We start from the raw sequence: 19,659 nt of genomic DNA, 5'->3' as shown, positions 1-19,659 counted from the left end.
TGTTCACTTGCCTCCATCTTAGCAAGCGGAAAAGAAAGATGCAATTATTTTGCCGCAATTCAAATTAATCATTTTACAGAGCTTCCCGCTCCCCTTCCGGCTGCTTCCACCGCAAAGTGAGCAAAACACCGAGTGCGAGCACTGCCGTCGCAAAATAGAATGGGTAGTCGAGATCAATATCAAACAGCATTCCGCCAATGATGGGCCCGAATACATTTCCGATGCTCGTGAACATCGAGTTCATGCCCCCGACAAACCCCTGCTCATTCCCGGCGATTTTTGATAAATAGGAAGTGACCGCAGGCCTAATCAAGTCAAAACCGACAAAGATGGTGATTGTCACTAACAAGATATACACATATTGGTGGACGGCCGTCATCGCGAAGGCGAGCACCGCTGAAAAGATCAAGCACCAAAGGATCAGCTTGATTTCCCCCATCAGCTTCGTCAGTCTGTCAAACAGAGCAATTTGGGCGAATGCCCCGACAATCCCGCTTCCCGATATGATAATGGCGATATCTCCCGGAGTAAAGCTGAACTTATGATCAACATACAAACTGAAAATCGACTCAAAAGAAGCAAGACCGAATGACAGAATGAAGATGATCATGAACGCGATAAAATAGATCGGGGCGAAGATGCGTTTGAACCCTGGCTTATTTTCAGACAATGTCTCCTCATGCTGCCTCTCAGGTTCTTTAAGCATGATTGTCGAAAAGATGGCAGCGAACATCGCGAGTCCTGCTGCAAAATAAAACGGTGTTCGCGTTCCGAACTCTGCCAAAAATCCGCCGATCCCCGGCCCGATGATGAAGCCGGTCGAAATGGCCGCAGACATATAGCCGAGTGCTTTGGAACGGGTCTCCATTGTCGTAATGTCCGCAATGAAAGCCGTAACAGCCGGCATAATGAACGCCGCGCTGATCCCTCCGAGCAGTCGGGACAAAAAGAGCATGCTCAATCCCTGTCCGATCGCGAAAAGATACTCGGATGCGCTGAAAATGAGCAGCCCAATTACGATCATTTTCTTGCGGCCGAACGAATCGACCCATCTGCCTGCAAACGGTGAAGTGATTAGCTGCGCTATCGCAAAGGCTGCCACAAGATAGCCGACAACCTTCCCTGAAATGTGAAGCTCATTCATCAAGGTCGGCATAACCGGGATGACCAGGCCGATGCCCAAAAAGGCAATCAGCAAATTGGACAGCAACAGCGCCAATGTAATTTTTGTTTTCCTCATGTTTCTCAAACTCTCCATTCATGCAATTGCCAGGATGAAAACACGGTGCGCCTGGCAAAAGATGCCTGACCCACCCTCATTTCTCCATCATACCAATCCATCAGGACGGTGACAATGTAGAGGACTGATTTTTGTGTGAATAATGAAGAAACCAATGAGACAGCCTAAAATGGAGGTGATGGTCATGAATTTCCCTTTGATCCATACAAATTTCTGGGACGCAGTCATTGCCGTCCCGCTCGTTATGATTCTGACTCAGCTGGTCAAAGTTTTTTTGAAAGTGCCTGATAAATATGTCCCGACTATCGCCCTTGTTTTCGGTCTCTTTATTTCAATATTTTATAGCCATCGGCACAGCCTCGCATCTGGCATCTTCATGGGCTGGTTTTATGGATATGCCGCAATCGGAAACTATGCCGGTCTGAAAACAGCCATCCTCGCCTACCGCAACAAAAAAGAGGCCTACAACCAGCCGGAAATATAAGGGTGTGCGGAAACGAGGCACACCCTTTGCTTACAGGAAGAATTCGCAAAGAGCAGATTTCGCGTTACTCCCCCTTATCCTCACCTGTATAGCATCTCTTCATGCAGCTTCCCTTTGTTCTCCCGACAAAAAAACACCAGCTGGGATCAGCTGGTGAAACTTGCTTAATTTTGTCTGGAGCCGAGCGGCAGAAAGGAGAGAATCCGGTCATATAGGCGGATGAGTCCTGTCGATAGCACCGCTACCCCTTTTTTCATTTTAAAAACACCCCATGCCGTCAACACCGAAATAACGATGCTTCCCAGCACATCTGCTGGATAATGGTGACCAACGTATATTCGGGAAAAGCCGGTCAAAAACGCGAAGCCAAGCATAAGCAGCCCGAACCGACGGAAATAAAACAGAATCGCAATCGACAGAGCAAAGGCACCTGTCGTATGGTTACTCGGGAATGAGAAGCTGTTATCGTGGGCTACGAGCAAATTCACATCATGTGCAACAAACGGCCTCTGCACAAAATGGATGTAGCCGATAATGTAATTGACCGCCAGTGCCAATGCACCAGTTACTGCAGCAAAAACAACGGCCTGTTTCAACCTCTGTTTTCCGAAAATCCACATAAGAATGAGGACGATCGGATAGATGAGCATCGATTTTTCCGTGACAAAAACCATTGCTGCATCAAAGGCTGGATGGCTCCCGGCCTGCTGGTTGATCCATTTGAAGAGTTCGTAATTCATAGTTTTTCAGTCCCCCAGTTTCAGGAATACCCCCCATTTAACCATCTTTTCTGCAATAGCGCAACCGTTCGCAAACCTGCTTTGCACAAAAAATCCTCCGGACAAGCCGGAGGTTTTGCGGTTTACGCCGTTCCGAGCACGACGCCAAGTTCTTTCAAATATTGTCTGTACGCTATGCTGACGCGGTCGGATATCAGAGAGAGTTCAACTTGCAGATCAAGCGGAAGCTCTTCCGGTTTCTGATTTTGGACGATCGGTTTATCCTGGGCAAAAATTTCATCTTGAAAAGCGATGATTTCTTCATCCGACAAGCCTGTTTCGTAATTGAATGAAAGAATGCCATAAGCGACGGAAGTTGTCTCATCAACCGGACGGACAGTGAGGAGAATCGTCATCAGCGTATCGTTCTCCCGGTCCCTTTTCGTGAATCGTACGGTGAAGGGGCGAAGAATTTCATATGTATAATACACATACTTTGCCTGTCCCGAACCGTCGGGATCCGGCTGAAAGATCCGGATTTCATCGGACCAGATCCGGTCGCCTTCCCGATTCATTTTGTAATTCTCAATTTCCCTATGTGTTTCCGTGCCGAGAAAGCCTTCATGAACAATCGCCAGATGGCCGACATCAAGGAAATTCTCAATAATACGCGGCGGCTTTGCCTCTACTTCCTGCGGTCCCCAAATAACGTTTCGGTATCCGTCTCCGTCCATCTCCGGATAGGAAAATATGTCAGGCCTGTTGCCTGCCCGGTTTATCCAGATCAGCCCATATTTCTCGATGCAAGCATAAGCAATCGCCTTCGCCTTTTTCGGAATCGGCCTTCCTTCAGGCAGCTGCGGGATTTTCACACAATCCCCGCTTTCATCATATTCCCAAGCATGATACGGGCAGACGAGACAGTCGTTCCGCACTTCGCCCAATGACAAAGCCGCACCGCGGTGAATGCACAAATCCTTAAAAGCATGAACACCTTTGCTGTTCCTGAAAATCGCAAGCCGTTCTCCCATCAACATGATTTGCACCGGCTTTTCTTGTACATCAACTGAACGGCAAGCGACGATCCAATCCTCCTGCAACACTTTATCTTCGAGCATTTCCTTCATCTCCTCCACCTTTATCGTAGCTCCAGTTTACTAGCTTGAGGAAAACCGGTCAACCTGAAACACGAACGAATAATAAAATTTAAATTAAATCGTTCGTTATTAGTGTATACAAACCAAAAATTATTCTATATAATCCAACTATCAACTATTAAAAACGAATTGAGGGCGATACTCGTGGAGCAAAAAGCAGAGACTGGCATTATTATCGGGGTGGACGATAAAGTTACCTATCCGAAGGCTTTCATTCTAGGACTCCAGCACGTATTGGCGATGGATTTATACATTGCTCCGATCATCATTGCTGGGCTTTTATCATTAAGCGCAGAAAACACCTCATTTTTCGTGCAAATGTGTTTCCTTGCCACCGGGATTGCCACTTTGATCCAGACGGGGGCAGGAATGAAACTTCCTGTTGTCCAGGGGCCATCTTATGTACCAATCGGCGCGATTGCAGCAATCGGCGGAAAACTCGGCCTCGGGGCGATCGCTGGCAGCCTGATCCCTGGCGCCATACTGATTACGCTCCTCGGCTATCCTTTAAAAGTTTTTGCTAAAGCAGTAAGGAAAATCATCCCCCCTCTCGTTGGCGGAACAGTTATCATCATCGTCGGGATTGCCCTGATGCCGATCGGGCTGAATAATATTTTCCTTGCTGAAGGAAACATCGGCGATAACGTCGTGATAGCAGCCATTTCCGCAGGTGTCCTGATTGTCTGCATGCTTCTCGGACGCAGACTGCCGAGCCTAGGGACCTTCTTCCGACTGATTTCAGTCATTGTCGCAATTGCGGCCGGCACCATTGCAGCGAGCTTCTTCGGCCATATCGACTTTTCGCCCGTGAAAGAAGCAAGCTGGTTCTCGCTTCCGTCTTTACTTCCTTTCGGAAAACCTGTCTTTAATTTGAGCGCAATCATTACCATGATGTTCGTCTATCTGATTATCCTGATGGAAACGACAGGCACATGGTTCGTCGTTTCTTCTGTCACTGGAAAAGAGCTGGATGAGAAGCGATTGAACCGGGCGTCCGTAGGAGAAGGACTCGGCTGCCTGATTGGCTCGCTCTTCGGCAGCACGCCGCTGACCGGCTATTCCTCCAATGCTGGATTGCTCGCCATCACGGGGATTGCCAGCCGGATGGTCATCATGGCCAGCGGAACGATCCTTGTCCTGCTTGGTCTTGTTCCGAAACTGTCAACCGCAATCACCTGTATACCTGAGCCCGTCATTAACGGCATTTTCGGGATTGTCTGCGTCGCGATTGTGACGAACGGAATGAAAGTGATCCAGCCGATCATGATCGACGATCGGAATATGATTGTGATCGGGGTTCCCATCCTATTGACGATCGCAGTTACTGTCTTGCCGAAAGAGGTACTTACGGCTGTTCCTGACTGGGCAAATTACATCCTTTCTTCCGGAATAACAGTCGGCGCGCTCGCAACTGTCATCCTGAACCTGCTCATTCCTGAAGGACGTAGGGATTCAAGCAAAAAACGAACGGCAGAACTAAACAATCTCTAAACTGAAGCAGGAGAGGAAAAACAGTACGTTTTTCCTCTCCTGCTTTTTCAGTGTGTCTGAGAAGCGGCCGTCCTCTCTCAAGGTTTCTACCGGAAGAAAGAGAGTTTCCTTTTCTTCAGGTATCTATAAGCTCCTTTGACACCTAAAGGATTTCGATTTTCGTGAGCTTCCGGTATCTCTGACCTCGATTGACACCTGAAGAAAGAGAGTTTCCTTTTCTATAGGTATCTAAGAATTCCTTTGACACCTAAAAGATTTCAATTTCCGTGAGCTTCCGGTATCTAATGACCCCAATTTACGCCTGAAGAAAGCATCCCTCAAAACCTTCCAGTATCTTACAGCTTCTTTGACACCTAGAGAGAAACTGCCTATCGACTTAAGAAGAATAGCTGTCACACCGGCTTTCGGAGCAGCCCCTCTCCTCCCTGCTGTATTGTTCTCAAAAGTCAGAAGGGTTTATGCGCCAAAATGGGGAGGGTAGACTAATAGGAGTGAGAATATCAAATACTTCTAGTTAAGGATGATAGATATGAATTTGCAGCAATTATATAAAAACCAGAAAATCCAGCAGGGTGAAGACCCGCAACGCGCTTGGGGAGATTTTGGAATGACAGCGAGTGCCGCGACAGAAGCTTCCGAAGCAGGAGCGTCGATTTTAAAATCCGGCGGAAATGCGATGGATGCACTGGCCGCCATGCAATTCGCGCTCGCTGTGGCAGAACCGTTCAACACCGGCCTCGCGGCAAGCGGGTTCATCATGTATTATGACAACAAGACAAAAGAGACGATGGTCATCCAGGGGCACTCAAAAGCTCCAGCACATGTGAAGAAGAATATTTTCGTAGATGAAGACCAATCAAAAATTCCTTTTATTGAACGGTCAACACCGGGTACCGCAGTTGCAGTTCCAGGCATTCTCAAAGCGTTTTCTGCCGCATTGGATACGTACGGAACAAAAACCTGGCAAGAAGTGATCGACCCCGCAATCGGCCTTGCTGAGAACGGGGTTCGAGTCAATGAACTGTGGAAGGTATCGCTCGAACGGTTTCACAACCGTCTTGGAGAGGAAGCCCAATCGTTTTTTATGCCGGACGGCGTGCCGTTGACGATGGGAGAGATCGTCCCAAACAAGGACTTGGCCAAAACGTTGAGAATCCTTCAGAAAGAAGGCGCCGATTCTTTTTATGAAGGAGAAATCGCTGAGGCGATTATCCGGACCGCAAAGGAAATGGACGGCTGCATTGTGAAGGAGGACCTTGAAAACTACGAGGTCAACTATCAGGCGCCGCTGAAAGGGACGTATAAAGGGTTGGAGATCGTCGTTCCCGCACCGCCGAATGCTGGCGGATTTGGCCTGCTTTATATGCTGAAAATGATCGAATCGCTTGGCATCGAAAAATACGATCCACGCTCGTGGGAAAAGTATTATATTATCGCGGAATCACTTCGGATTATGACAGCCGACAAGCTCGCTTACATTGGCGATCCGAATTTTTATGACATCCCGATCGAAGGTTTGCTGCATCCCGACTATATAAAGGAGCGGCTGAAACTATTCAATTTCAATTGCCGCAATGTGGATGTCGATTTCGGGAATCCTTGGACATTTGTGAAAGGCGGAAAACCAAGCGGGAAAAAGCCGCAATCGGACGAAAAAGGGAGCGAAACGACTCATTTCATTGCCGTTGACCGCTGGGGAAATATTGCTGTCTGTACCTCATCGCTTGAGCATATTTTCGGTTCAGGCATCATGGTTCCGGGATACGGATTTCTATTGAACAATGACATGACCGATTTCGATCCTTCGCCTGAGAGCATCAACGGTGTCGAGCCAAATAAATACCCGGTCAGCATGAAAACTCCGACGATTGTATTTGAAGCCGGCAAGCCGATCCTTACATTAGGCTCGCCGGGCGGCCCGACGATTGTCGCTTCTGTATTGCAGACACTTCTAAACGTCGTTGATTTTAAAATGGATTTGAAAGATGCGATTGAGGAACCCCGCATCTACAACGGAACAGGACCGCTGATCTGGTGGGAAAAAGGAGTTCCCGAGGAAGCGCGGCGGGTACTGAAAAACATGAACTACCAGTTTGACGACATTTCTTTGTCAATCGGCAATGTACAGGCCGTTTTGCTCGACCAGGAAAGAGATCTTTATTACGGGGCAAGCGACTCATCGCGTCCTGGAACGCCAATAGGATTGGACCAAAAAGAATTTTAAAGGACACATCAAAAAGCGGAGGAACCATAGACGGTTTCCTCCGCTTTTTTCAATCCGGCAAGCTTTCAAGCGCTTGTTTCACAGTTGCAAAAGTCTTAATGGAGGAAAGATCAATCCCTGCCTGCACAACCGCTTGGGCAAGCTTCGGCCGCAGTCCCGTCGTGATCGCAGTTATTCCCATCAGCTGCAGAGCTGCATCAATCCGGTATAGATAATTAACCACTTCGGCATCAATCTTCAATATGCCGGAAAAGTCGGTTATGACATATTCTACTCCCATTTCCGCTATTTCTGCAATGACACTATCCATAATATGGTTGGCTCTTATTTCATTAATTTCGCCGATTAAAGGAAGTACCACGACCCCATCCCTCACTGGGACGAGCGGAGCAGACAGCTTTGCGAGCTCACTTTCCGTCTCTTTCCGATACTGGGAGGAAAGCTGTTCAAAGGCGAAGAAGGTTTCATTCAAACTGACATCAAGCATTTGGTTGATTCTTTTCAGAACAAAAGCATGTTCCCTCACTGTCAGTCCAAGATCCTCACTGATATCAGTCAGCAGATCGTTGATTACATCCCGCGTCGGGGGATATCGAACAACTATCTGCGAAAGCACCCCTTTGCTTTTCGCGATAATGGCAGCGTTGTTTTTACTCCAATCGATCAAAGCCTGAGGCACAGTTCCATCGTCTTCCTTCAGAAGAGATTCACCGAAGAAACCGAGCAGCTCCTCATACATCCAAACGGCCTTTCCCTGCTCTTCCTCGGGGATATCTGCTCCCATCCGCAACACAGCCGCGTCTACTATCCGGCGAGCCAGCAAATCCGCATTGTCTTTTATGTAGATGGAAAAATCGATCATCGCACTCATCCAAGCACCTCGTCCCTTTGATCTATCAATTTAGTATAGCTCAATTGCCTGCATTTTTCCCAGCAATCCGGCAGTCACCCTTCTTCTGGCACTTTTCTAGTTTTTCGAAAAGATAGACATATAGTTTTCCCCTAAATAGTTTTATTCGTCTGCCGATAGTAATACCATACACAGTTTTAGAAATATTTGGAGGGATATAATTATGCTATCAATTCAGGAGTTAAGCAAACAATTTATTAATGGAGATTGGAGAGACGGAGATAGCATCAATATGCTTGAGAATGTTAACCCTTACAACAAAGAGGTATTGTCTACGATTCGCGTGGCGTCTGTGCAGGACGTAGACCAGGCTTACCGTGCTTCCGCTGCTGCCCAAAAGACTTGGGAAAACATCAATCCTTATAAACGGAGAGATATCCTCGAAAATGCCACCAAGTACATCGAAGAACACGAAGAGGAAATAACAGAAATTATCATAGATGAACTTGGCGGAACAAGGATGAAGGCAGCTTTTGAAATCGGCCTTGTAAAAAACATGGTAAAAGAAGCGGCTACATTCCCATTGCGCATGGAAGGCAAAATTCTCCCTTCCGTTGAGGATCAAAAAGAAAATAGATTGTATCGTATTCCAGTCGGTGTGGTTGGCGTCATCAGTCCTTTCAATTTCCCATTCTTCCTATCTATGAAATCAGTTGCGCCAGCACTTGGAGCCGGAAATGGCGTTGTTCTAAAGCCGCATGAAGAGACACCAGTCACAGGCGGAACACTGATCGGGAAGATTTTTGAAGAGGCAGGACTGCCGGCAGGTCTGCTAAATGTAGTTGTGACAGATATCAATGAAATCGGCGATGCTTTCATCGAACATCCGGTGGCAAGGGTCATTTCCTTTACCGGCTCTACAAAGGTAGGCAGCCATATCGGACAGGTTGCGATCAAGAACTTCAAGAAACCACTGCTTGAACTGGGCGGAAATAGTGCATTTATTGTCATGGAAGACGCCGACCTCGAGTATGCGGTCAATGCTGCTGCATTCAGCCGTTTCACCCACCAGGGCCAAATTTGCATGTGTGCGAACCGCATTCTTGTCCAAGAGAATATTTATGATCGTTTCGTTGATCAGTTCAAACAAAAGGTTGCTTCCTTGAAAGTGGGAGACCCAAGAGATGCAGAGACCGTTATCGGGCCCGTTGTCAACGAACGATCTGCCCAGAATCTGCAGCACCTGATCGAAGACAGCATTAATCAAGGAGCTTCGGCGATTTTGAAGGGCCAGATCCGCTCGAACATCGTCGAGCCGACGATCATTGGAAATGTCACTCCGGATATGGCCATTACAAAAGAGGAGATGTTCGGTCCAGTTGTTATCATAATGCCTTTTAAAGATGAAAAAGAAGCGATCGCAATCGCAAATAATTCGCGATTCGGACTCAGCGGTGCAATCCATACGTCGAACGTGGAAACAGGAGTAGAAATGGCGAAAAAAATCCACACAGGCATGATCCACGTAAACGATATAACGATTAATGATGAGCCGATTGTTGCGTTCGGCGGTGAAAACCAATCAGGGATCGGACGCTTGAATGGCCAGTGGAGCCTTGATGAATTCACAACGATGAAGTGGATTTCTGTAAACTATGGTCAGCGGACTTTTCCCTATTAATCAAAGGAGGAAATGGGTTTGAACATGGATGACAAATTTGCAAGCAGGGAGATATTGGATGCTTTTATAAAAGTGGCTCCTTACCTGAACAGATTAATTCAAGACGATATTACTGTCGGAATTTACGATACAAAGGAATTATTGCTGAACATCCCGGGAGAAACCTTTGCTTTGAATGTGAAGACGGGCGATCCATTGGCTCCGGGAGACATCATTACAAATGCTTTGAAAGAAAATCGCGATCAGGCGGCAATGGTCCCAAAGGAATTATTCGGCTTTCCGCTCATCGCCCGGGCCATCCCCTTGCATGATAAGGACGGAAAAGTGGTCGGCGGTGTCGGAGTCGGAACAAGCCTGCAGAAATCCAACGAATTGTTCATGGTCGCTGACAGCCTTTCCGCGATTGTCGAAGAAACGGCTGCTTCATTAGACGAAATCGCTGATTCCGTAACAAAATTGGCCGATCAGGTGGCCGAAGCCTCTGACTTGGTAACGGATGTAATCAAAGGAGCCGCCGAAATCGGAAAAATTTCTACAGTTGTAAAAGGCATATCTGACCAAAGCAACCTGCTCGGTTTGAACGCAGCCATTGAAGCAGCCAGGGCCGGGGAGCACGGAAAAGGATTCTCCGTTGTCGCTGAGGAAATTCGGAAATTGGCTACCAATTCAAAGGAAAATGTGATTCAGATTGATAATGTCACCAAGAATATTTCCCAATCAATCGATAAGCTGAATCAGTCCTTTCATGACATCAACGATGTGACGACGAATCAGGCAGCAGCGATTGAACAAATTTCTGCGACAGTTCAGGAAATCAACCGAAATGCACAAAGCCTCTCTTCCATGGCTGAAGGGGCATTGACCGAAGAATAAAAATAGCAAAAACCAAGCCCGTCGAACAGATATATTCGACGGGCGTTTCTTTATATTTAATGGAAAACGATGGTCTTGTTCCCTTCGACAATCACGCGGTCCTCCAGATGCCATTTTACCGCTTTTGCCAGTACACGGCGCTCGATCTTGCGGCCGGTCTTTTTCAAGGCGGTAACATCATCGCGATGGTCGACTCGCTCAACATCCTGTTCAATGATTGGTCCTTCATCCAAGTCGTTCGTCACATAATGCGACGTGGCCCCGATCAGCTTCACTCCCCGCTGGAAGGCCCGCTCATATGGACGTGCACCTATAAACGCGGGCAGGAAGGAGTGGTGGATGTTGATGATCTTGTTTTCAAAATGAGTGATGAAGTCCGGTGTTAAAATCTGCATATAGCGTGCCAAAATAAGCAGATTGACATCATATTCCTTCATCAGCCGGATTTGCTCTTCCTCCGCCTGTTGCCGGATTTCCTTATTCGCCGGTATATAATAGAATGGGATGCCAAGCGGCTCGACGATTGAGCGGGCATCTTCATGATTGCTGACCACAAGTGCAATGTCCGTCTCCAAATCGCCATTTTGCCATTCCCATAATAGCTCCATCAAACAATGCAGTTCCTTGGAAACGAAGATGGCAGACCGCTTCCTTTTATGAAGATACGCAAATCGGTACTCCATCGCGTATTCCTTGCCGATATTTGCGAAATCGGCTTCGATCTCTTCTCTTTTTTCCAGCAATCCGTCACAGTGAAATTCAATTCTGATGAAGAATACGCCGTTTTCCGGATCCGTCGAATATTGGCTCGACTCAATGATGTTCGCCCCATGGTTTAGCAAGAATGTCGAGATGGCGGACACGATTCCCGGTTTATCCTCACATTTGACAAGCAGCCGGCCATGGTCCTTCAGCGTTTTTGTTTCCTTTTGCATAAATAAAGCACCTCATCCTCTAAATCATATCCGATTATTATGAATCATCCACCTCATTTTCGCAAGCCTGTTGTATAGAAACCGCTCCTCTCCGCTAAAAAAGGGATTTTCCCGCCCGTCATCGAATAAATAACAAGAAGAAATGAAATATGGAGGAGAACAATATGACAGCAAGAGAATTTTTGGAAGAACAAAATCGGGTAATTGCCGAGCTGCATATCGCTGGGGCAGAAAGCTCCTGGATGGCCGCAACGACAGGTGATGAGGAATGGAATCGGAAGACGGCAGATGCGGAAACGGCGTTAAATTTATACTACTCAGATCCGGAACGTTTCCGGCAAGTAAAGGCCTATTTGCAAGAAGAAAAAGACACGCTCCTTAAGCGCCAGCTCGAGATTCTGCACAACAGCATGGTAGAAAACCAGATTCCTGAGAAGGATCTGAGAGAAATGGTCGAGCTGTCGACTGAACTGATCGGCGTTTTCAATACATACCGGGCAACCCTTAACGGAAAACAAGTATCCGAAAATGACGTCCGCCAAATCTTGATCAAAAGCAATGACCTCCAAGAGCGTGAAGAGGCGTGGCATGCCAGTAAACAGATTGGCAAGGAGGTTGAGGAAAAGCTGCTCATCCTCGTCAAAAAACGCAATGAAGTCGCGCGTTCGCTCGGTTATGAAAACTACCACCAGATGAGCTTCGAACTTCAGGAACTAGATCGCGATGAAATTTTCGCAATCTTCAAGGAGCTGAAGGAAACGTCTGATGAACCTTTCCGCCAATTGAAGCAAGAGATGGACGATGAGCTGACAGAACGCTTTGGCATCACTGCCGATGAACTGCGGCCATGGCATTATGCTGATCCTTTCTTCCAGGAAGCGCCGCCATCAAAGGAATTGGACTTGGATCCTTTTTATGAGGGGAAAAATCTTGAGCAATTGACGGCAGACACGTTCCGCAGCATGGGAATGGATATTGAAGACATGCTCGAGAAAAGTGACCTGTACCCCCGTGAAAAGAAAAATCAGCATGCGTTCTGTACAGATATCGACCGCAAAGGCGATGTGCGTGTTCTTTGCAACAATGTCCCGTCCGACTATTGGTCGGTGACGATGCTCCATGAATTCGGTCATGCCGTTTACTTTAAATACATCGACCGGGACCTGCCTTTCCTTCTCAGCGTGCATACGCACATTCTGGCAACAGAAGCGATTGCGATGCTATACGGACGATTCGGGAAAAATCCCGCGTGGCTCCACAAATTTTTAGGCATCGAAAAAGACAAAATAGAAGAACTGGAACCTTTGATCCAAAAAGCATTGCGCAGGCAGATGCTGGTTGCCGGCCGCTGGATGATGACCTTCACTTTCTTTGAACGGGAACTATATGAAAATCCTGATCAGGACTTGAACCGTCTCTGGTGGAAAACCGTTAGCGAAGTCCAATTTGTGCATCCGCCGGAAAATCAGGATTACCCGCATTGGGCGGCAAAAATCCACTTTACGCTTGCACCGGTCTACTACCAGAACTACCTGCTCGGTGAATTGACGACGTCCCAGCTGCATGCCTATATGGAGAAAAACATTTCCGCCGATCCGTTTGTGCCGGAAGCCGGCCAGTACTTGATCCAACAATATTTCAAGACCGGCGCTTTGTACCCTTGGAACGAAACAATCGAGAAAGCGACCGGCGAAAAATTGAATCCGCAGTATTTTGTCGATCAATTTGTGAGCGGATCCTGATTTGTGCTGATAAAGGGGGAATCAACTTTTGACAATCAAGCCAGAACCCAAATTAAAGAAAACAACCTCCGACCTGATCTTTGACCTGGTCGGCGGGATTCTTTTCCTTAGCTCCCTCGTCTACCTGGCCATCCATTGGGGCAGCCTGCCAGACGAAATTCCCGCCCATTTTAACGGGGCTGGAGAAGTAGATCGGTACGGATCAAGAGGTGAACTCCTTATCCTGCCGATCATCGGCACTTTCCTGTGGGGACTGATGGAGGTGCTTGAACGGAATCCGCAAACCCATAATTACCCAATTCGATTAAACGAGGAGAATAAAGAAAGACTATACCAGCAAAGCCGCACGCTTCTCAACCAAGTGAAAAACATCTGTCTGCTGCTTTTCGCTTATCTCACCTTCCAAATCATTCGGGTTGCGCTCGGTGAAGCAGAATCACTCGGCAAATGGACAATCGGGATTCTCATCGCGGCGACAGTTCTCCCGATCGTATTCCATTATTTTAAGCTGCGGAAAATAAAATAAGTGCCACACTGCGGTATCTCCGATTGCAGGAGATGCCGCTTTTCCGTTTTTTTCCGGCCATTTTCCAATGCACGCAGGACCGGCAAATGGTAAACTGGTAAGGTCGTCAATTTTTTTACGTTTCAAAGGAGTGTTATATATGGTTGGCCGAAACGATCCGTGCCCATGCGGCAGCGGGAAAAAATATAAGAAATGCTGTGAATCGAAGTTGGCGGTTTCCGTTGAAACGGTTCAAGCGGAGGAACTGGAGAGAGTGCTCCAGACATTTTTTGATGAATACCCTGAGCGGAAGGATATCCCTCAATACATAGAACTGGCGAATCAATGGAAGGAAGCGCTCAAGCAGTATTTGCCAGAGGAAATGATTGAAGCGGTCGCCCTGGATGAATTCTTTTTCCATTACAGGCAAGACATTTGGCAAGGTTATTTAAAGAAGCAGATGAAAAAACAAGTGCGCCCTTCTGTTTTGGCGGCCCTTGATCAGTGGCAGAACCCGGAAGCATTTATCGGGGAAGTCATAGAGGATCAAGGAACGCATGTCGCTGTGAAAAAGATTATCGACGGTGAAACGCTTAAGCTCAAACGCGTAAACGACAAACCGATTTCCATCGGTTCGCATCTATTTTGCTTTTTGTTGCCGGACGGTACCGGGAAAGCCGGGCATTTTCTTCCGGTCTCAACCCTCATCTTCTTCCCTACCGATTTCCGGCCGGCGATCGAAGCGTTCAGCAGCCGCTTCCCGGGAGAAGAGGTCATCTCGATTTCCGCTTACTTCAAGGATAAGGCGATTGACCTCTGGGCCTTGCTCGGTGAAGCAGGCTACGAAGGGGGAGAATACACGAGTTTCGAGGTCGGCGTACTTGTCGGCTTGATGGAGTTTCTTGAAAAGCATGACCGGAGTAATGACCGGCTGCTCGAAATCACGGAAGACTTCCTCGTCGCCCGGCAGCCGAATGCCCGGAAGGAAGCAGCCATCTCAGCCGGCGCCATCCGCTTTGCCCAAGAGCAGAAGCTGATCGAGCCGCTGACGATGCCGTTGAAAGACATCGCTGATGCGTTCGGAGTATCGACTTCTTCCATGAACAAATACTATAAGGAATTGGATGAATATTACGCAGAGCTTGTCACGGCGTAAACTCATTTTTTCGTTAGAGCAGTGGTGCCAGGTCTTGAACTGGCACCACTTTTAAATATCATTCAACATCTCAAGCGATTTGAGTACTGTTTCGAGAAAGCCGCGGATTTCTCTCATATTTTCCTCATTCAGCTTCTTGCCGAAACCGACATCAATCTTATTCAGAAACCCCGGCGTCTCCTGCTCATATTCACGGCTAAGCGTTTGTGTAATCTGTACATCGCCTTCCCAGATGCCAGCCAGTTTATCTCTGATTTCCCGGCATTGCTCCTCCCGCTCCATCTTCTTCGTAAATCGGAGAAGCAGCGAGCAGCCCGGCATCGTTCCGGACCATTCCAAAATCTCCCCTGCCAAATCCTCTAGCGCAGCCTCCAGCCGCACCTCGGCCTTCACTTCTTCTTTTCCGGCAAGCACAAACTGAATCGAAAACCGCCGCCCAAGAACAGAGAAATCCATCAGATCCGACCTATCCAAAATCACAATCGCTCCATCCAAATTATCCAAGTCATAAATATGGTTCTCAAACGCCACTTTCAAGTTTTCAAAAATTGTCGGATCGTACACCTGGATCCCTCCATTTTCTTGGAAATTTAAGATCGCATCCAAAGTACCACAATGCACGTGATAACTGAAACCAGACTATACAGCAACAACTGCTTCCAGTTCACACTCCCCAACCTGCTCCCCCCATTCTTTTTTATCAGTATAGCCTACTCTATCTTCATATCCCAACATTCCCCTGCACCAATTGAGTTCCCGCTTGAACCCTCACCTTTAGTCCTATATTCCTACTTCGGTCATTATGGTACAGTAAAGTAAAATGGCAATTTTCGTAAAAGGAGGGGCTGACTATGAAAAAACTGCTTTGTTCGCTTCTTTTGCTTGGCCTGATGGCAGGCTGTGCCGCTAAGGAAACGGACAAAACGCCAAAGGAGCCGAAAAAGGCGGCAGTTGAGCAGAAGGAAATCAAAGCGGAGGCAAAAACAGACAAGGAAGCGAAAAAACCTAAACCAAGCATTGTCGCTTCTTTTGCTGATGATGCCGAGGAAATGGCAAAACTGCCGCCGGGCGAGCTTGCCAAGGATTTTTCGGTCGGACATGAAACATCCATGTGGACATTAAAGGAGGTTCCGTCAGATGTCCGGCCTGCCTTCATGGAGAAAATGGAAGCGTTCCTGAAGGATGAAAGAACGCCTGAAGAAATCCATGAAGCAATCGTTTACTACTTGGGCAGCGCCCACTACGGTACATTGATCGAGCCCCTGCTCGCCTACGAACCGAATTTTGATGAACCGCTTCTGCCCGAGCCTTATGAAATGAGCGGCGAAGAAAAAAAGGAAGCGCCCCCGGCAAATGCGGTGATTCTGCTGGATGCGAGCTCCAGTATGCTTCTGAAGGCGGACGGCCGCCTGAAAATGAATACAGCAAAAGCGGCGGTCCGCAGTTTCGGCAAAGCGATGGGCCAGCAGAGCGCTGTCTCTCTTTATGCGTACGGACATAAAGGTTCACAGGAAGACAAAGACATGGAATTGTCCTGCAAAGGAATTGAGGAAGTGTACCGTCTCGGCGAATACAACCAAGACAGCTTTAATCAAGCGGTTGACAGTGTCGAAGCGAAAGGCTGGACGCCGCTTGCAGGCGCGATTGCCAAAGCGAATGAGAATTTCGCCAATGTGCAGGATGACATTACGCTCTATATTGTAAGCGATGGCGAGGAAACTTGCGGTGGCGATCCCGTTGAGGAAGCGAAGAAATTTGCCGAAGCCTATCCAGACCGCCATGTAAATGTAATTGGCTTTCAGGTCGACAGCAAAGCGGAATCTCAGCTTCAGGCTGTGGCAGAGTCCGGAAATGGTACATATATGGGCGCCGATTCATTAGAAGAAATGACAGAGGAAATTTCAAAACTCTGGCTTCCGACGGATATGGATCTGGTTTCCTTGTATTTTGCCGGTCCGGGCGGCTGGCCGCACACGATGGCGAGAGACAAAGTTCATCATTACCGGGAATCCATTTTCGATGCGATTCGTGTGGAAGATCAACGGCTGTCGGGAGCAGCAGAACTATTGGCCACGAAGGAACTGATCAATGAAGACATCGCAGAAAAAGTGACCAAACTTGTTAACGGCACGAAGGAGCGCTACCTGAAAATCATCGAGCAGGCAGCCAATGAAAAGCTTGATTTCATCGATTCCGAGGTGGACCGGATCAATACAAATATCTCCGACTACCAACAAAGGATGGCCGAGCTGAAAAAGAAACAATGATGGGAGTAAGAAGCCGGATGGAGGTATATCTCCTATCCGGCAAAAATTCTCCACAATGGCCGTCCAAGCTTGCTGTGGTCGGTGCTTGCGCACTCAAAAATAAGCAAGCCGCCGGATTTTTCCGGCGGCTTTTTTCGTGCAAGCATTGTCCAGCTTACTTGAGAATCGGAAAAAAGTGCTCCAAAATGAGAACGACAGCTACCGCCCCGGCAATCTCGATGATGGTTTGCTTTGCGGAAGCCTTTTCTCCACTCTCTTTCCACATATAGTTTTTCACAAGTACGACACCGGTGAAGACGAATATGAGCAATAGAACCTTATCCATTCCGCCCCTCCTGTATGAAGTAATTTCTCTTACTGTATGATCAGCAGCCAAATAAACAATCCTGCCAATGTAATGAACAGCGTTGGTATTGTCAAGATGATCCCTGTTTTAAAATAGGTACCCCATGAGATCTTTACGCCTTTCAATGAGAGGACATGCAGCCAAAGCAAGGTCGCAAGAGAACCAATCGGCGTAATTTTCGGTCCAAGGTCGGAGCCGATGACATTTGCATAGATGAGCCCCTCCCTAATCACGCCCGTTGTATTCGTTTCTGCGATTGCCAGTGCGTCGATCATGACCGTCGGCAAGTTGTTCATGACCGACGATAAAACAGCAGCAATGAACCCCATCCCCATTACTGCTGGGAACAAACCGCCATCCGCCGCATGCTGGATCCAATTGGCAAGCACCTCGGTCAGACCTGCATTTTTCAATCCATACACGACTACATACATGCCGATCGAGAAAAAGACAATCGCCCAAGGCGCTCCCTTGATTACATTTACAGTACTGACCGCGGGACTCCTTCTTGCCATCAATAAAAAGAAAATCGCGACCGCTCCTGCCACAAAAGAGACCGGGATCGACAGCATTTCGCTGGCAAAATAACCCGCAAGCAGAACAAGCAGCACCAGCCAGGAAAGGCGGAACATCCGGTGATCGCGGATCGCCTCCGCGGGATTCCTCAATTGGGACGCATCATATCGTGCTGGGATGCGCTTGCGGAAAAACAGATACAGCACAAGGATGCTCGCTGCCAACGAAAACAGATTCGGCACAATCATGTGTGCAGCATACTCACTGAAGCCGATGCCGAAAAAGTCAGCCGAAACAATATTGACCAAGTTGCTGACAATCAAAGGCAGCGACGTTGTATCGGCAATAAACCCGCTGGCAATGATGAACGGAAACACCGCCGCCTCTTTAAATTTCAATGCACGAACCATCGCCAGCACAATCGGCGTCAAAATAAGCGCCGCCCCGTCATTCGCAAAAAAGGCCGCTACAATGGCACCCAGCACCGCCACCAGCAAGAACATCAAAACGCCATTCCCCTTGGAGGCCCGAGCCATATGAAGCGCCGCCCATTCAAAAAAGCCGATTTCATCCAAGACCAACGAAATAATAATAATACCGATAAATGCCAATGTCGCATTCCAGACAATGCTCGTTACGTCCACTACATCCTGAAACCCGACAACACCCGCAAGCAACGCCACCGCTGCTCCTCCGCAAGCTGACCAGCCAATCGAAAGGTTTCTCGGCTGCCAAATCACAAGCACGAGCGTCAAGATAAAGATTAATGATGCCAATAAAATCGATGTCACAATCGAACCTCACTCTCCAAACTACTACCTTTTAATTCCAAGCCAGATCCGAACTGCATGCTTGGCTCTTTCTGCATTATAATACAGGGATTTGCCTCTAAGCCAGAAACGAAACAACCAACTTGATTCCGTCTTCGATCCCAGCGGCTCTCTAGGTTCTCTTTATGCAGCATAAAACTTGGTTATCTACCGGAAGCCTCCGATCGCCTTTTCTTCAGGTGCCTAAGGCCATGTTTCATACTTGAAGTTCCTCGATTTCTCTTTCCTCAGGTATCTATGGCTCTCTTTCATATCCAAAAATCCTCGCTTGCTCTTTCTTCCGGTGTCTATAGCTCTCTTTCATACCCCAAGATCCTCGTTTGCTCTTTCTTCAGGTGCCTATGTCCTTTTTATACTCAAAGATTTGATATGGCTCTTCCTTCAGTTGTCTAACCCCGCTTTCACACCAAAAGATCCGCCTTCATGTAGCAGATATCCCGCCCGGTACCTCTCTCCCCGTACCTCCTCAAAGCAAAAAAAAGAAAGCGGGGAGAATGATCTGTTTAAAGTGGTACCTGTAGGTAGGACACTCGAAAAAAAGAGTGTTCAACCTGCAGGTGCTTTTTATATACTTGAAATTAAGAATATGGGATTAGGGGATAACATGAGCAAAGTAACTTTTTCGTCCGAACAGGTAAGTGCA

At 47.7% G+C, this 19,659-nt stretch carries 17 protein-coding genes; 9 read left to right on the top strand and 8 right to left on the bottom strand.

The window, feature by feature from the left end; translation table 11 throughout:
- Positions 1-73: 73 nt before the first annotated feature.
- Complete coding sequence (locus tag AC0TWI_RS02785; RefSeq protein WP_488124809.1) at positions 74-1,240, bottom strand: MFS transporter; 1,167 nt, start codon at positions 1,238-1,240, stop codon at positions 74-76.
- 184 nt (positions 1,241-1,424) lie between these two features.
- On the opposite strand from AC0TWI_RS02785, the gene AC0TWI_RS02780 reads away from it, so the two are divergent.
- Positions 1,425-1,724, top strand: a complete 300-nt coding sequence (locus tag AC0TWI_RS02780) for a hypothetical protein (protein ID WP_488124808.1) — start codon at positions 1,425-1,427, stop codon at positions 1,722-1,724.
- Between the two features lie 164 nt (positions 1,725-1,888).
- On the opposite strand, the gene AC0TWI_RS02775 is transcribed toward AC0TWI_RS02780, so the two are convergent.
- Positions 1,889-2,464, bottom strand: a complete 576-nt coding sequence (locus tag AC0TWI_RS02775; protein ID WP_488124807.1) for an undecaprenyl-diphosphatase — start codon at positions 2,462-2,464, stop codon at positions 1,889-1,891.
- A gap of 122 nt (positions 2,465-2,586) precedes the next feature.
- Positions 2,587-3,561, bottom strand: coding sequence for a Rieske 2Fe-2S domain-containing protein (locus AC0TWI_RS02770; RefSeq protein WP_488124806.1), 975 nt, complete (start codon positions 3,559-3,561; stop codon positions 2,587-2,589).
- Between the two features lie 183 nt (positions 3,562-3,744).
- Between AC0TWI_RS02770 and AC0TWI_RS02765 the strand changes: the two genes are divergently transcribed.
- Positions 3,745-5,091 carry a uracil-xanthine permease family protein gene (locus AC0TWI_RS02765; protein ID WP_488124805.1) on the top strand — a complete coding sequence of 449 codons (1,347 nt, stop codon included), beginning with the start codon at positions 3,745-3,747 and terminating at the stop codon, positions 5,089-5,091.
- A 529-nt stretch (positions 5,092-5,620) separates the two neighbouring features.
- Complete coding sequence (gene ggt / locus AC0TWI_RS02760; RefSeq protein ID WP_488124804.1) at positions 5,621-7,315, top strand: gamma-glutamyltransferase; 1,695 nt, start codon at positions 5,621-5,623, stop codon at positions 7,313-7,315.
- 49 nt (positions 7,316-7,364) lie between these two features.
- Here the strand turns inward: ggt and AC0TWI_RS02755 are convergent, their stop codons facing one another.
- Entirely contained in the window at positions 7,365-8,186 is an 822-nt protein-coding gene (locus AC0TWI_RS02755) for an STAS domain-containing protein (protein ID WP_488124803.1), read from the bottom strand.
- A 202-nt stretch (positions 8,187-8,388) separates the two neighbouring features.
- Here AC0TWI_RS02755 and AC0TWI_RS02750 point away from each other — a divergent pair, with 202 nt between their 5' ends.
- Together AC0TWI_RS02750 and AC0TWI_RS02745 are read left to right on the top strand one after the other, a co-directional pair.
- Positions 8,389-9,846, top strand: a complete 1,458-nt coding sequence (locus AC0TWI_RS02750) for an aldehyde dehydrogenase family protein (RefSeq protein ID WP_488124802.1) — start codon at positions 8,389-8,391, stop codon at positions 9,844-9,846.
- A gap of 24 nt (positions 9,847-9,870) precedes the next feature.
- Positions 9,871-10,719: a methyl-accepting chemotaxis protein gene (locus AC0TWI_RS02745; protein ID WP_488124862.1), complete on the top strand. Its 849-nt coding sequence runs from the start codon at positions 9,871-9,873 to the stop codon at positions 10,717-10,719.
- Between the two features lie 56 nt (positions 10,720-10,775).
- Here AC0TWI_RS02745 and purU read toward each other — a convergent pair whose 3' ends face one another.
- The gene (gene purU, locus AC0TWI_RS02740; protein ID WP_488124801.1) at positions 10,776-11,654 is read right to left on the bottom strand and encodes a formyltetrahydrofolate deformylase; all 879 of its coding nucleotides are present in this window, start codon (positions 11,652-11,654) and stop codon (positions 10,776-10,778) included.
- A gap of 164 nt (positions 11,655-11,818) precedes the next feature.
- Here purU and AC0TWI_RS02735 point away from each other — a divergent pair, with 164 nt between their 5' ends.
- From AC0TWI_RS02735 to AC0TWI_RS02725, 3 genes are all read left to right on the top strand, one after another.
- Positions 11,819-13,396, top strand: coding sequence for a M2 family metallopeptidase (locus tag AC0TWI_RS02735; RefSeq protein WP_488124800.1), 1,578 nt, complete (start codon positions 11,819-11,821; stop codon positions 13,394-13,396).
- A gap of 28 nt (positions 13,397-13,424) precedes the next feature.
- Positions 13,425-13,922 (top strand): DUF1648 domain-containing protein, encoded by a 498-nt coding sequence (locus tag AC0TWI_RS02730; RefSeq protein WP_488124799.1) that lies wholly within the window; start codon positions 13,425-13,427, stop codon positions 13,920-13,922.
- A gap of 139 nt (positions 13,923-14,061) precedes the next feature.
- Complete coding sequence (locus AC0TWI_RS02725; protein ID WP_488124798.1) at positions 14,062-15,057, top strand: YecA family protein; 996 nt, start codon at positions 14,062-14,064, stop codon at positions 15,055-15,057.
- Between the two features lie 51 nt (positions 15,058-15,108).
- Here AC0TWI_RS02725 and AC0TWI_RS02720 read toward each other — a convergent pair whose 3' ends face one another.
- Complete coding sequence (locus AC0TWI_RS02720) at positions 15,109-15,621, bottom strand: hypothetical protein (protein WP_488124797.1); 513 nt, start codon at positions 15,619-15,621, stop codon at positions 15,109-15,111.
- 287 nt (positions 15,622-15,908) lie between these two features.
- Here AC0TWI_RS02720 and AC0TWI_RS02715 point away from each other — a divergent pair, with 287 nt between their 5' ends.
- Positions 15,909-17,324: a VWA domain-containing protein gene (locus AC0TWI_RS02715; RefSeq protein WP_488124796.1), complete on the top strand. Its 1,416-nt coding sequence runs from the start codon at positions 15,909-15,911 to the stop codon at positions 17,322-17,324.
- Between the two features lie 154 nt (positions 17,325-17,478).
- Here the strand turns inward: AC0TWI_RS02715 and AC0TWI_RS02710 are convergent, their stop codons facing one another.
- Together AC0TWI_RS02710 and AC0TWI_RS02705 are read right to left on the bottom strand one after the other, a co-directional pair.
- Complete coding sequence (locus AC0TWI_RS02710) at positions 17,479-17,649, bottom strand: hypothetical protein (RefSeq protein WP_488124795.1); 171 nt, start codon at positions 17,647-17,649, stop codon at positions 17,479-17,481.
- A gap of 29 nt (positions 17,650-17,678) precedes the next feature.
- Positions 17,679-18,977, bottom strand: a complete 1,299-nt coding sequence (locus tag AC0TWI_RS02705) for an arsenic transporter (protein ID WP_488124794.1) — start codon at positions 18,975-18,977, stop codon at positions 17,679-17,681.
- Positions 18,978-19,659: the final 682 nt, after the last annotated feature.

The organism is Lederbergia sp. B243.17 (assembly GCF_057657925.1).
This window is presented reverse-complemented; position numbering and strand designations above follow the sequence as displayed.

Coding starts and splice junctions, on each gene's coding strand:
- AC0TWI_RS02785 (WP_488124809.1), bottom strand. CDS start 1,240: ATGAGGAAAACAAAAATTACATTGGCGCTGTTGCTGTCCAATTTGCTG.
- AC0TWI_RS02780 (WP_488124808.1), top strand. CDS start 1,425: ATGAATTTCCCTTTGATCCATACAAATTTCTGGGACGCAGTCATTGCC.
- AC0TWI_RS02775 (WP_488124807.1), bottom strand. CDS start 2,464: ATGAATTACGAACTCTTCAAATGGATCAACCAGCAGGCCGGGAGCCAT.
- AC0TWI_RS02770 (WP_488124806.1), bottom strand. CDS start 3,561: ATGCTCGAAGATAAAGTGTTGCAGGAGGATTGGATCGTCGCTTGCCGT.
- ggt (WP_488124804.1), top strand. CDS start 5,621: ATGAATTTGCAGCAATTATATAAAAACCAGAAAATCCAGCAGGGTGAA.
- AC0TWI_RS02755 (WP_488124803.1), bottom strand. CDS start 8,186: ATGAGTGCGATGATCGATTTTTCCATCTACATAAAAGACAATGCGGAT.
- AC0TWI_RS02750 (WP_488124802.1), top strand. CDS start 8,389: ATGCTATCAATTCAGGAGTTAAGCAAACAATTTATTAATGGAGATTGG.
- AC0TWI_RS02745 (WP_488124862.1), top strand. CDS start 9,871: ATGGATGACAAATTTGCAAGCAGGGAGATATTGGATGCTTTTATAAAA.
- purU (WP_488124801.1), bottom strand. CDS start 11,654: ATGCAAAAGGAAACAAAAACGCTGAAGGACCATGGCCGGCTGCTTGTC.
- AC0TWI_RS02735 (WP_488124800.1), top strand. CDS start 11,819: ATGACAGCAAGAGAATTTTTGGAAGAACAAAATCGGGTAATTGCCGAG.
- AC0TWI_RS02725 (WP_488124798.1), top strand. CDS start 14,062: ATGGTTGGCCGAAACGATCCGTGCCCATGCGGCAGCGGGAAAAAATAT.
- AC0TWI_RS02715 (WP_488124796.1), top strand. CDS start 15,909: ATGAAAAAACTGCTTTGTTCGCTTCTTTTGCTTGGCCTGATGGCAGGC.
- AC0TWI_RS02710 (WP_488124795.1), bottom strand. CDS start 17,649: ATGGATAAGGTTCTATTGCTCATATTCGTCTTCACCGGTGTCGTACTT.